The following is a 13361-nucleotide window of genomic DNA, read 5'->3' on the forward strand; positions in this document are numbered from 1 at the left end:
AGGAGTAAATGATGACATCACTGGATTCCTCTGCGCTACAGGCCCGCTATCGCCTGGCCTGCGAGCTGGCGAAAGCGGGTGCCGAGCTGGCTTTCGAATATTATCAGCAGCGCGAGGCGCTGGCGGTAGAGCATAAGGGCAATGACCTACAGGACGTGGTGAGCGTGGCCGATAAACGCGTAGAAGCCTTTGTTAAGCAGCGCATTACTGACGCGTTTGCGGAGGATGGTTTTCTCGGCGAAGAGAGCGGTACGCAGATGCCGGACGCCAGGGTGCTATGGGTGGTTGATCCCATTGATGGCACCAGCTGTTTTTTGAATGGGCTGCATACCTGGTGCTTGTCGCTGGCGATCGTCGTTGACGGCGAGCCGGTGGTTGGCGTCGTCTACGATCCCAATCATCGTGAACTGTTCCACGCGCTACGGGGCCATGGCGCCTGGCTCAATGAGACGCCAATCCGCCCACATCCCGCAGCAACGGTCAAAGAAGGGGTGATGGGCGTCGGAACGTCGCATCGGGTGACGCCGGCGCAGTTCCTGCCTTTTCTTGACGCGCTGCTCAGCGATGGCGGCATGTTCATCCGCAATGGCTCCGGCGCGTTGATGAGCGCATGGGCGGCCGCCGGGCGCCTGATTGGCTACTACGAACCGCACATGAACCCGTGGGATGCCTTACCCGGTCTGGTGTTGATGCGCGAAGCGGGGGGAGTCGCCAACGACTTTCTGGCGCAAGAGGGGATTCGCCATGGTAATCCCCTCCTGCTGGCCAGCCAAACGCTGTATCCCCAACTACAAAAGATGATCCTTCAACCATTACATTAACCCTTACAGGTTCGGGCTGTTTCTGATTATGTACCCTACACAATAACGATAACGACCCTCACGGACGAAGCACATCAATCAGTCAAGCCTCCGACCGTCGGAGAAACTATTATGTCTGGAATTATTCATTTTTTCCGGGCGTCGCCGCCGCAAGCGGGCGCCGCGTTTGATGAAAAACGTTTTCGCCGGGTACGTTGGCAAACGTTTATTGCTATGACCCTGGCCTACGTGACGTTCTACGTCTGCCGCTTATCGTTCACCGTGGCGAAAAGCGCGCTGGTGGAATTAGGCATTACCCCAACGGAATTGGGGATGATTGGCTCGACGTTATTCTTTAGCTACGCCATCGGCAAACTGGTTAACGGTTTTATCGCCGATCATGCCAACGTAGTGCGCTACATGAGCCTTGGGCTATTGCTCAGCGCCGGGATGAACCTGCTGATGGGCATGACCACCAATGCCATGCTGCTGGCTATCTTTTGGGGGATCAACGGTTGGGCGCAGTCGATGGGCGTCGGTCCTTGTGCGGTTTCGCTGGCGCGCTGGTACGGCTTTAAAGAGCGGGGAACGTTTTACGCCATCTGGTCGACGGCGCATAACATCGGCGAGGCCATGACCTACATGGTGATCGCCGCGGTGATCGCGGGTTTTGGCTGGCAAATGGGTTACCTCTCCACGGCTGCGCTCGGCGCCGCTGGCGTGGTGCTGTTGCTGCTGTTTATGCGCGATTCGCCACAGAGCAGCGGCTTTCCCTCCATTAACGTGATTCGTGATGAACCGCAGGAAGAGACTGAAGCGCGGGGATCGGTGTTTAAAAACCAACTGCTGGCATTGCGTAACCCGGCGCTGTGGACGCTGGCGCTGGCATCGGCATTTATGTATATCGACCGTTATGCGGTGAACTCGTGGGGGATCTTCTTTCTGGAGCAGGATAAAGCCTATTCCACCCTTGAGGCTTCAGGCATCATCGGCGTTAACGCGATCGCTGGTATCGCCGGGACGATCATCGCCGGCATGCTCTCTGACCGCTTTTTCCCGCGCAATCGCAGCGTCATGGCCGGGTTTATCAGCCTGCTGAACACCGCGGGTTTCGCCTTAATGCTCTGGTCGCCGCATAATTACTACACCGACATTCTGGCGATGATCGTCTTCGGCGCGACCATCGGCGCGTTAACCTGTTTCCTCGGAGGGTTGATCGCCGTCGATATCTCTTCACGCAAAGCGGCGGGGGCAGCGCTGGGAACCATTGGTATTGCCAGCTATGCCGGGGCGGGGTTGGGCGAATTTCTGACCGGGATCATTATCGATAAAACCGCGATCCTCGAAAACGGGAAAACGCTTTATGATTTCAGCACGCTGGCGTTGTTCTGGATAGGCACCGGATTGGGTTCCGCGTTACTCTGTTTTACCACCGCCGCCATCGTCGCCCGACGCCATGCCGTCGAACGGCAGACTTCATTCTCCTCATAACTGATTAATCGATAAGGAAGATTTTATGATGCCTGCAAGACATCAGGGCCTTTTACGCCTGTTTATCGCCTGTGCGCTGCCGCTGCTGGCGATGCAATCCGCCGTCGCGGCGAACTGGCAACTGGAAAAAGTGGTGGAGTTAAGCCGCCACGGCATTCGTCCGCCAACGCCCGGCAATCGTGAAGCTATTGAAGCAGCGACCCAGCGTCCATGGACCGAATGGACTACCCACGATGGGGAGCTGACCGGACATGGCTATGCGGCGGTCGCCAATAAAGGGCGCGCGGAAGGGCAGCATTATCGCCAGCTTGGCCTGCTGCAGGGGCAGTGTCCCAGCGCGGAGGATATTTATGTTCGCGCCAGCCCGCTACAGCGTACCCGGGCAACTGCTCAGGCGCTGGTGGATGGAGCATTTCCCGGCTGCGGCGTGGCGATTCATTATGTCAGCGGCGATGCCGATCCGCTGTTCCAGAGCGACAAGTTTAGCGCGACGCAAACCGATCCCGTCCGCCAGCTGGCGGAAGTGAAGGCGAAAGCCGGCGATCTGGCTAAGCGTCGGCAGGCGCTGGCGCCGACGATCCAGTTATTAAAAGCCGCGGTTTGCCAACAGGATAAACCGTGCCCCATTTTTGATAAGCCCTGGCAGGTGGAGCAAAACCAAAGCGGTAAAACTACCATTAGCGGGCTGAGCGTGATGGCCAATATGGTTGAAACGCTGCGTCTGGGCTGGAGTGAAAACCTGCCCTTAAGCCAGTTGGCGTGGGGGAAGATTACCCGCGCCAGCCAGATCACAGCTATTCTGCCGCTGTTAACGGAAAACTACGATCTCAGTAATGACGTGCTGTACGCCGCGCAAAAGCGCGGCTCGGTGCTGCTCAACGCGATGCTGGACGGAGTGAAAGCGGACGCCACGCCGAACGTACGCTGGCTGCTGCTGGTGGCTCATGACACCAATATCGCGATGGTGCGCACGCTGATGAATTTTAGCTGGCAGCTGCCGGGCTACAGCCGGGGCAATATTCCGCCGGGCAGCAGTCTGGTTATAGAGCGCTGGCGCAACAGCAAAAGCGGCGAACGTTATCTGCGCGTCTATTTCCAGGCGCAAAGCCTGGACGACCTGCGACGCCTGCAGATGCCGGATCGTCAGCACCCGATGCTGCAACAGGAGTGGCGTCAGCCTGATTGCCAGCAGACCAGCGTGGGCACGTTATGCCCGTATCAGTCCGCGCTGGAGGCCTTAGGTAAACAGATCGATAAAAGCGCGGTACCGCCGGTGAATATGGTTCTTTAATCAGCGCAAACGCCATAATCCTTAGCAGAAATAGAAGGAATATGGCGTATTGCTTAAAAGCGTTAGTGATTCGAGTAATTACAATAAACTCGAATGATATTTTAAGTCTTTATGTAACGTGTTTATTAAGTTGTTTTTGGATTTTTTAGGAAAATATTTAGAGGGCAGGGATTGTTCATCACCTACGTGTTGGTTACCATTTTTAAAATCAATCCTTTGGTGATAAGGAGAAAATAACACTACTATAAACACTCGCAGCACAGATGTTAGTTGATTCAGTAAGTGAACAGTGTAGTGGTTTAATTTATATTATTCATACAAGCATTGATGCTGAGGGTTTTATTTATTCTTTGTTACAGTATCTATTAAATCATATCATTAATTTATAACGGCTGCGCTTGATATCTTCTTCATTGAGAAAATGAAGTGCATATCTCTTTAGCAAATTGAAATAAGGAACCCCCTACATGGCATCAATACCTGTGGCTGGGCCAGGAATTGGAGTGGTGAGAAATAATATGAAGGATGCACGGAATTATGGGCAGTCAAGAGGAATGGCACTTCCTAAAACTTATTACTGGTTCTATCAAAAAGTTAGAAATAAAGGGCCTTGGGATTATAAACAGTTTGACCCATATTGGGCAGAATTTGGCAATTTTAACTTTGGTGCAGCAGGGTATGCAGCTGGTATCCTTTCCGGGATCCTCTTGGTTGGTGCAGGATGGGCACAAAAGCGCGCAGGAACTTCCAGACCTGAATGGGGAATATGGTATAAAGATGCACCTTATGGTGATGATCCTACTGATCAATACTGGATAAGAGAGGGCATTAAATATGCGATTGAGAACGGCTATTAAATGGTTACATGGTCTGCTCACGACCATACTCCTGATGATGGTTATCGGTTTCATGACATCAACTCCCGGAAGCGAACAGCGTTCTGAGGATAAAGTTATTACATCACAACAATTGGATAGCCATACTTGGCTTTATGTCACCGGTTTTAGCGGTGGTGGGGCAACAGTAGCAGATTCTTATCGTTACTACCTTACCGGTAAGATTGAAGGTAATGCTGCGACCGAGCTGGCGAAACGGGTTCCGTTCCTTATTGCTGCTGGTAGTGGCGCAAACGTCAGCGTAGAGGGAGAGGTAATAAATATCAGCTATAGCGGACGCGTTTTTTCATTCAGTAATTCGATTGTTTATGAATATAAGGGAGAAACATTCAGGCCGCAGGTGAGTTTTCAGGCCCGAAATTAGGGAGGCAACGCTCTCATTAAAAAGAGCCCTCCTGGCCCGTTATTTCTCCACATCATTCCCTTTTCTTCAGCTATTCACCTTCATCGCCATAATAGAGCTTGCCGATCTTAATTAGCGGTCGGCCCTGGGATTTTCGGTGCAGATTGCTATCGCGCAGCGAATAGACGCAGCCGCAGTACTCCTGCTGGTAAAAGCGCTCGCGCTTGCTGATATCGATCATCCGCGAGGATCCGCCCTGTTTACGCCAGTTATAATCCCAGTAGACCATGCCTGGATAATGCCCGGCAGCGCGCTCGCCGCAGTCGTTGATTTGCTGCATGTTCTTCCAGCGTGAAATTCCCAGCGAACTGCTGATAACGCTAAAGCCGTGCTCGTAGGCATAAAGCGCCGTGCGTTCGAAGCGCATATCAAAGCACATCGTGCAGCGCACACCGCGCTCGGGTTCCCATTCCATCCCCATGGCCCGCGCGAACCAGTTATCGGTGTCATAATCGGCATCGATAAACGGCACACCGTGTTTGTGCGCAAAACGAATATTCTCTTCCTTGCGGATTTCATACTCTTTCTGCGGATGAATGTTGGGGTTATAGAAGAAGATGGTGTAGTCGATACCGGAGGCCTGAATCGCCTCCATCACTTCCCCGGAGCAGGGAGCGCAGCAGGAGTGGAGCAGCAGTTTATCGGCTCCGTTGGGCAACGTCAGCTGTGGGCGCTGGAACTCGGACATCAAGTCATTCCTGAAGTAAATACATCCAGCGCCAACTGTAGCATGTTGAAGGGCTGCTATCCTTCCCCAGAAATGTCAGGCCGCGCAACCTCACGCGGCGCTGAATTCATCTCAAATTAACCTCTCACGCCGAGATAGCCGTGGATCGCCATATAGATCCCCACCGCGCCGATTAGCACGCTGGAAAAGTAGGGGGCCCGGCGGGCGAGCGTGTTAAAACCACTCCAGCGTTTGGCCACCTGGCGAACGCTTACCGCCGCGCCAACGCCGACGGTGACCAGCGTCAGCGCCAGGCCGATGCTGAAAGAGAGGACCAGCGTCGCACCTAAAGTCAGGGCTTTGAGCTGGATGCAGATAAGCAGTACGGTGATCGCCGCCGGGCAGGGAATCAATCCGCCGGTCAGGCCGAACAGTAAGATCTGCCAGTTGGTGACCTCCCGGCCGTCAAAGCGACGTTGAATATCGTTCGCATGGGCCCGCTCGTGGGCGTCCTGATAGGCCTGACTTCCTTCCTCAAGGCCGTCCAGTTCATGATGATGATGTTCATGAAACGCCAGATCATAATCGTGGGTATGGCGCTGGTGGCCGAGCGTCAGGCGTACGTTAAAGTCATGCGGTTCCGGGATGGTCTGCGCGGATTCTAAATAATCGCCTCTATCAACAAAAGAGAACATCTGCGCGAAGCTGCTCCCGCTGCGCCGTGTCGCCAGTGAGACATCGCCAGCGGCCCATCGGTTACCACTTAGCGTGCGTATGCGCCAGCGCGGCGGTTCTCCTTCTTCGAAGATAGAAAGGGCGATTTTACCGTGGCCGGTGTCGACGATCTGGGTTTCATCATCATGATGATGCTCATCCCGATCCTGCATGGCCTGCAGCCAGTTACGTTCACCGCGCCAGGTGCGCCAGAACATCCATATTGCGGTACCGAGAATGATGAACGCGGAAAGCAGCTGCAGCCAGGGTTCAGCCGCTTCGGCGGTAAATTTCTGGCTAAAATACATGCCGCCAAAGGCGATCAGCCAGACGATGGCGGTATGCGAAAGGGTCGCGGCGAGGCCCAGCATCACCGCCTGACGTACCGTGCCTTTAATGGCGATGATGAACGCCGCCATCATGGTCTTTGAATGGCCCGGTTCCAGGCCATGTAGCGCGCCTAACAGAATGGCGCTGGGAATGAAAAACCAGGCATTGCCCTGCTGAAGTAAAGGTAAGAATTCGTTCATAAGAAGAGAGTAGGTTGTCGTTGGTGAACGGGATTCTACTCCCCCCCAGTATAAGATACTACCCCCCAGTAGATTACAAACCTATAATTGAGGCATTGAGTTCGCCAGTGAGGTTAACGTGTCGCATACGATTCGGGATAAAAAGAAGCTGCAGGCCAGAGCCAGCAAGATTGAAGGGCAGGTGAGCGCGCTGAAAAAGATGCTGGATGAGCCGCACGAATGCGCCGCCGTGCTGCAGCAAATTGCCGCTATTCGCGGAGCGGTAAACGGACTAATGCGTGAAGTGATCAAGGGCCATCTGACGGAACATATCGTTCATGAAGGCGATGAAGTGAAACGTGAAGAGGATTTGGACGTGGTGCTGAAGGTGCTGGATTCCTATATCAAATAGTGTCCACGGATAGCGCCGGCGGCGACAGACGCGCCGCCGGCTTCAGCATTAGCTGTGTTTGTTTTTCATCTCAAAACGCGGTGATACCAGGCCGTACAGCGTCCAGCCCATAAAGGTCACAATCGCGCCGTAGAGCATCGCCTCTTCGCCGGAGGAGTACAGCGCATAGAAGCTGTATACCGCACCGATAAAGGCAATCACGTTGGTGGATCGCGCTTTGCCCGGTTCCACATTGGCCATTTTCTGGATAATCGCCAGCGCGGCCATCGACAGAATGTACGGGATGATGTTAGTCACCACCGCCAGGTTAACCAGCACGTTGAACTGGTTGCTCAACGACGGGCTAATGGTCATCAGCGACAAGCCGGTTTGCAGGATAACGATGGTCAGCATCCCCTGAATCGGCGCGCCGGAAGCCGAGACGCGGGAGAAGATTTTCGGGAAGTAACCTTCGTCAGACGATGATTTAAAGACCTGCGCGATGGTGAACTGCCAGCCGAGCAGCGAACCGCAGCAGGACATCACCATCAGCCCCATAATCACTTTACCTACGCCAGGCGTGAACATCTGGGCAAACGCCAGGCCAAACGGCGCCGTGGAGTTAGCCAGATCCATGTTTGGCACGATCCCGGCGATGACGTTGGTCGAAACGATATAGATAACCGCCGCGCCGAGGGTACCGCCGAGTACGGCGATCGGCACATTACGTTCCGGGTTTTCGACCACATCGGTGTTGGCGCAAGCGGATTCCAGACCGAGGAAGGCCCATAGCGTCATGGCGATAGACGAACCTACGGCGCCGAAGAACGGCACGTGGTGCGGGTTCCAGGACTCGACGTACATCGTCGGGCTAAACCAGAACCAGCCGATAACGCACAGGCCGACAACCGGAATGATCACCCCCCATACGGTGATGCTACTGATCTGGCCGGTAATGCGCGCGCCGCCGAAGTTGGCTACGGTACAGATCCACAGCACCCCGATAGTCGCCAGGCCAATCTGCACCGGCGACAGGGTGGCGCCGAACAGCTCGGTGCCATAACCCACCGCGGAGATAGCGATGGCGACGTTGGCGATCAGCAGCGAGACGCCGTAGGTATAGTTGGCCATAAAGTTGCCAGACTTGCCGAACGCGTACTCGGCGTAACCGCCCATCCCGCCTGATTTACGGCTAAACATCCCGCATTTGGCGAAGGCCCACGCCAGCGCCATCGATCCTACCGCCGTCACCAGCCAGGAGATAATGGAGATAGTCCCCACCTCCGCCAGCTTGGTGGGCAGCATGATGATGCCGGAGCCCATCATGTTGACCATGGTTAAGATGGTGAGCTGTACCACTCCCATCTTGTTACTGGATTTGCTCATACAGTTTCCCCTTTCAACAGCGCGCTTTGTTTCTCGCTTTCCGCGATGACATAGCACCAGACCTGTTTACGGCCATCGTGCTCCTGGATATAAACCCCCTGCAGTTCCGGCGCGAAGCCCGGCAGCAGGTTGATCCCTTCTTCCAGTGCGGTGAAGTACTGCAGCACTGCGCCGCCCCAGACTTCGCCCGGGACTACGCACAGCACTCCCGGCGGGTAAGGCAGGGCGCCTTCAGCGGCCACGCGGCCTTCGGCTTGCGGCAACGGCACCAAATCGACCTGGCCGCGCAGATAGGCGTAGTTAGCCTCTTGCGGGTTCATCACCACCCGTGGGAAGTGATCTTTACGGAACATCTCTTTTTGCAGCTGCTTGACGTTGTGACGGGCGTACAGGTCATGCATTTCCTGACACAGCTGGCGCAGGGTATATCCGGCATAACGTTCTTTGTGCTGGCTGTAGATAGACGGCAGAACTTCCTGCAGCGGCGCATCGGCGTCGAGCAGTTTATCGAAGCGCGCCAGCAGGGCGACCAGCTGCTGCAGTTTGGCCATATCTTCCGCTGGGGTCAGCAGGAACAGAATGGAGTTAAGGTCGCATTTTTCCGGTACCACGCCGTTTTCACGCAGGAAGTTGGCGAGAATGGTGGCCGGTACGCCGAAGGAGTCATATTCGCCGCTGGCGGTATTGATACCCGGCGTGGTCAGCAGGAGTTTGCATGGATCGACAAAGTACTGATGCTCGGCATAACCGTCAAAGGCGTGCCAGCGTTCGCCTGGGCCAAACTCGAAGAAGCGCAGGTCAACGGCGATTTGCGCGGTTTCATATGACTGCCACGGTTTACCATCGACCATTTTTGGCACAAATGGACGGATGTGCTTACAGCTTTCAAGGATCAGCTTACGCGCCTTGATGCCGTTCATGACGCAGTCCATCCACATGTTGCGGCCGCTCTCGCCTTCATGCATTTTGGCGTTGATATCCAGCGCGGCAAACAGCGGATAGAACGGGCTGGTGGAGGCGTGCATCATAAAGGCGTTATTCAGACGCTTATGCGGAACGTAACGCTGCTGGCCTTTGATATGGCTGTCTTTTTTGTGGATTTGCGAGGTTTGGGAGAAACCGGCCTGCTGTTTGTGCACCGACTGGGTTACCAGAATGCCCGGATCGTTTTCGTTCAGCTCCAGCAACAGCGGCGAACAATCAGCCATCATCGGAATGAACTGTTCATAGCCGACCCACGCGGAGTCAAACAGGATGTAATCGCACAGATGACCAATTTTATCGACCACCTGACGAGCGTTATAAATGGTGCCGTCGTAGGTACCTAACTGGATCACCGCCAGGCGGAACGGGCGGGCATCCTGTTTCCGATTCGGCGCCACTTCACCGACCAGCTCGCGCAGGTAGCGCTCCTCGAAGCAGTGGGCGTCGATACCGCCGATAAAACCGTACGGGTTACGCGCGGTTTCCAGATAGACCGGTGTCGCCCCGGCTTGCAGCAGCGCGCCATGGTGATTGGATTTATGGTTGTTGCGATCGAACAGTACCAGGTCGCCCGGGGTCAGCAGCGCGTTGAGCACCACTTTGTTAGAAGAGGAGGTGCCGTTGAGCACGAAGTAGGTTTTATCGGCGTTAAAGACTTTTGCCGCATGCTGTTGGGCAATGCATGGCGCCCCTTCGTGGATCAGCAGGTCACCCATGGCGACGTCGGCGTTGCACAGGTCGGAGCGGAACAGCGTCTCGCCGAAATACTCGACGAACTGATTACCGGCCGGATGACGGCGGAAGAATTCACCCCCCTGATGCCCCGGGCAGTCAAAGGCGCTGTTGCCCTGTTTAACGTAATCGACCAGCGCGCTAAAGAACGGCGGACGCAGTTCGGTTTCATATTTATGCGCAGCGGCTTCTAACTGGCGGCCGTAGAAGTCGTTACGGGTTTCGTCGTGTTCAAATACCCCCTGCACCGAAGCCATATACTCGGCCGGGACAACTTCTTCTTTATTAATAGCGATAAATACCGGGATGTTATAGCCGGTAGCCTTTAACTCATCGAGTTTACCGCATTCGATATCTTCCAGGGTTAATACTACCGCGGCCACATCAATAAAGTTGGTTTCGCTAGTATTGACAATATTACGCTGGGTAGAAAAACAGTTTGGACATGTACGGCTAACGGCAATTTTTAAATCAGTCATTGTTATCTCTTTATTTTCAGATAATAGCAGGCCCTCAATTTCTCGAATGAGAAATTGATTACGCCGGACAAAAGGTAATAGTCTGCCGCTGATATAATAAATATCAGTAGAGTACCTTTTGAGATGCAATAAACCCTACCAGTCCGGTGGCTGGTAAATAGCAGGATTTATTAGGGCGAGCGCGGTTAGCTACAGGCGAATGCCTGTATTAACAACAAAAGATGCAGGAAGACCTGTATGCTGAAGCGCCCGTAGTCGGAAGACTACCGGGCATTAAAGAAATGAAAATCGAAGCTGTTACGGTGAGCAAACATCATAATATGCGTTGTCCGCCTTATGTGTGGCATCATCCTGTTATTGTTTTCCATGATATACACCTTTCAAATGATTGACTGAAGGTATGGCATATTCTATATCCGGCTTAGACTTAATCTGTGACGCCGATCACTAATAGCCTCTCATTATGATATCAATAGCTGGTATTTTGATCTTATCCAACATTATTCACTGGTTTGTTGTTTATATGTAAATATATTGTGTTGCAATATAGTTAAAATGAATAATGGCCGGTTAATCATTGCGTTATTTCAGCCATATGACGGAAATATGTCGTATACTCGGGGCTTTCTGACTTCTACCCTCTTAACATTATGTTTATTAAGGATTAAGAGGTTCCTGTAGTACGAAAGAACGCTGTCAATCATTATCCCTTTATTGCCAACATAAAATCTGGGAAAAGAGAGCTTGGTCGAGTTTTCATCTAAAAGATATCGCTCAGGGGCTAGACAAAACCACCGTCTGGTTATCAAATGGTTAAATAAAATTAACGCCTGTGTGAATGATAGGCAGGTAGAAAAAATGGTCAATACGCTTTTCGGCATGACAAAGCGCTAAGATCGCCTTATTGGGAGAAGTTATGCATTCCTCTGTTAACAAAAATGAAAGCCGGACCTTCTTTGGTCACCCTTACCCTCTGGGATCGCTGTTCTTCACCGAAATGTGGGAGCGATTCTCGTTTTATGGCATTCGCCCGTTATTAATCCTGTTCATGGCGGCCACCGTCTATGACGGCGGTATGGGCTTAGCCCGTGAGAACGCGTCGGCCATCGTCGGCATCTTCGCGGGCGCCATGTACCTGGCGGCGCTGCCGGGCGGCTGGTTGGCGGACAACTGGCTTGGCCAGCAGAAAGCGGTGTGGTACGGCTCGATTCTGATCGCGCTGGGCCATCTGTCGATTGCGCTGTCAGCGTTTATGGGCAACAACCTGTTCTTTATCGGGCTGATGTTTATCGTGCTCGGTTCCGGCCTGTTTAAAACTTGCATCTCGGTGATGGTCGGTACGCTGTATAAGAAAGGCGATAGCCGTCGCGATGGCGGTTTCTCGCTGTTCTATATGGGTATCAACATGGGGTCGTTTATCGCGCCGCTGATTTCCGGCTGGCTGATTAAATCCCACGGCTGGCACTGGGGCTTCGGCATCGGCGGTATCGGGATGCTGGTGGCGCTGGTGATTTTCCGCCTTTTCGCGGTCCCGGCGATGAAACGCTACGACAGCGAAGTGGGTCTCGACTCCACCTGGAATAGTCCCGTCGCGAAGAAAAACGGCGTTGGCGCCTGGCTGCTGGCGCTGGCGGTCGGCGTGGCGGTGGTGATTACGCTGATTGCTCAAGGGGTGATTGTCATTAACCCGGTGGCGGTCGCCAGCATGCTGGTGTACGTGATTGCCGCGTCGGTGGTGCTCTATTTCATCTACCTGTTTGTTTTTGCGGGGCTTAACCGTAAAGAGCGCGCGCGTCTGCTGGTCTGCTTTATTCTGCTGGTTTCCGCCGCCTTCTTCTGGTCAGCCTTCGAGCAGAAACCGACTTCGTTTAACCTGTTTGCTAACGACTACACTAACCGCATGATCGGCGATTTCGAAATCCCGGCGGTATGGTTCCAGTCGATTAACGCCCTGTTTATCATCCTGCTGGCGCCGGTATTTAGCTGGGCATGGCCGGCAATGGCGCGCAAAAACGTGCGCCCGAGCAGCATTACCAAGTTTGTTATCGGGATTCTGTGCGCGGCGGCGGGCTTCGGCCTGATGATGCTGGCGGCGCAGAACGTGCTGAGCAACGGCGGCGCCGGCGTATCGCCGCTGTGGCTGGTGGGCAGTATTCTGATGCTGACGCTGGGCGAACTGTGTCTGAGCCCGATAGGCCTGGCAACTATGACCCTGCTGGCGCCGGAAAGAATGCGCGGCCAGATGATGGGGCTGTGGTTCTGCGCCAGCGCGCTGGGTAACCTGGCGGCGGGGCTGATTGGCGGCCACGTGAAGGCCGACCAGCTGGATATGCTGCCGGATCTGTTCGCCCGCTGCTCGACGGCGCTGCTGATCTGCGCCGCGGTGTTGTGCGTGCTAATTGTGCCGGTGCGCCGTATGCTGGAGAACAGCAAATCCGTCGAGCAAAAACCGGCGACCAATGCCTGATTGCGCAAGCGGTCAATGAAAAGCCGGCGCTGAGCGCCGGCTTTTTTATAGTAAGCAGAGTATGGAAACGGTAGCCCGGATAAGGCGTAAGCCGCCATCCGGGGATTTCCCTGCTCGCGCTGCGCTTAGCAGGGCTACGGTTCTGCGCAAC

Annotated in this window: 12 protein-coding genes; 7 read left to right on the forward strand and 5 right to left on the reverse strand. The window is 54.1% G+C overall.

The window, feature by feature from the left end:
* Positions 1-11 precede the first annotated feature (11 nt).
* From ABLV17_RS15760 to ABLV17_RS15780, 5 genes are all read left to right on the forward strand, one after another.
* Positions 12-821: an inositol monophosphatase gene (locus ABLV17_RS15760; protein ID WP_087859732.1), complete on the forward strand. Its 810-nt coding sequence runs from the start codon at positions 12-14 to the stop codon at positions 819-821.
* Between the two features lie 111 nt (positions 822-932).
* Positions 933-2291: an MFS transporter gene (locus tag ABLV17_RS15765; protein ID WP_015703372.1), complete on the forward strand. Its 1359-nt coding sequence runs from the start codon at positions 933-935 to the stop codon at positions 2289-2291.
* Positions 2292-2316: 25 nt separating this feature from the next.
* On the forward strand, positions 2317-3582 hold the full coding sequence (locus ABLV17_RS15770; RefSeq protein ID WP_308957836.1) for a histidine phosphatase family protein: 1266 nt from the start codon (positions 2317-2319) through the stop codon (positions 3580-3582).
* Between the two features lie 467 nt (positions 3583-4049).
* On the forward strand, positions 4050-4439 hold the full coding sequence (locus tag ABLV17_RS15775) for a polymorphic toxin type 44 domain-containing protein (protein ID WP_072047968.1): 390 nt from the start codon (positions 4050-4052) through the stop codon (positions 4437-4439).
* Positions 4417-4842 carry a hypothetical protein gene (locus tag ABLV17_RS15780; RefSeq protein WP_271032152.1) on the forward strand — a complete coding sequence of 142 codons (426 nt, stop codon included), beginning with the start codon at positions 4417-4419 and terminating at the stop codon, positions 4840-4842. Before ABLV17_RS15775 ends, ABLV17_RS15780 begins: the two co-directional genes overlap by 23 nt.
* Before the next feature lie 70 nt (positions 4843-4912).
* On the opposite strand, the gene ABLV17_RS15785 is transcribed toward ABLV17_RS15780, so the two are convergent.
* Together ABLV17_RS15785 and ABLV17_RS15790 are read right to left on the reverse strand one after the other, a co-directional pair.
* Positions 4913-5569 (reverse strand): epoxyqueuosine reductase QueH, encoded by a 657-nt coding sequence (locus tag ABLV17_RS15785; RefSeq protein WP_271032153.1) that lies wholly within the window; start codon positions 5567-5569, stop codon positions 4913-4915.
* 116 nt (positions 5570-5685) lie between these two features.
* Positions 5686-6792: a nickel/cobalt efflux protein RcnA gene (locus ABLV17_RS15790; protein WP_271032154.1), complete on the reverse strand. Its 1107-nt coding sequence runs from the start codon at positions 6790-6792 to the stop codon at positions 5686-5688.
* Between the two features lie 118 nt (positions 6793-6910).
* On the opposite strand from ABLV17_RS15790, the gene rcnR reads away from it, so the two are divergent.
* Positions 6911-7183, forward strand: a complete 273-nt coding sequence (gene rcnR / locus ABLV17_RS15795) for a Ni(II)/Co(II)-binding transcriptional repressor RcnR (protein WP_015369853.1) — start codon at positions 6911-6913, stop codon at positions 7181-7183.
* Positions 7184-7231: 48 nt separating this feature from the next.
* Here the strand turns inward: rcnR and potE are convergent, their stop codons facing one another.
* The 3 genes from potE to speFL form a co-directional block, all read right to left on the reverse strand.
* A complete protein-coding gene (gene potE, locus ABLV17_RS15800) occupies positions 7232-8548 on the reverse strand; it encodes a putrescine-ornithine antiporter (RefSeq protein ID WP_015369854.1) in 1317 nt (438 codons plus the stop codon).
* A complete protein-coding gene (gene speF, locus ABLV17_RS15805) occupies positions 8545-10743 on the reverse strand; it encodes an ornithine decarboxylase SpeF (RefSeq protein WP_087859725.1) in 2199 nt (732 codons plus the stop codon). Before speF ends, potE begins: the two co-directional genes overlap by 4 nt.
* Positions 10744-11006: 263 nt before the next feature.
* Positions 11007-11111 carry a leader peptide SpeFL gene (gene speFL / locus ABLV17_RS15810; protein WP_006819052.1) on the reverse strand — a complete coding sequence of 35 codons (105 nt, stop codon included), beginning with the start codon at positions 11109-11111 and terminating at the stop codon, positions 11007-11009.
* Positions 11112-11659: 548 nt separating this feature from the next.
* Here speFL and ABLV17_RS15815 point away from each other — a divergent pair.
* On the forward strand, positions 11660-13210 hold the full coding sequence (locus ABLV17_RS15815) for a peptide MFS transporter (protein WP_015369856.1): 1551 nt from the start codon (positions 11660-11662) through the stop codon (positions 13208-13210).
* Positions 13211-13361 lie beyond the last annotated feature (151 nt).

This window comes from Klebsiella sp. CN_Kp091, assembly GCF_040065095.1.
GTDB lineage: Bacteria > Pseudomonadota > Gammaproteobacteria > Enterobacterales > Enterobacteriaceae > Klebsiella > Klebsiella aerogenes.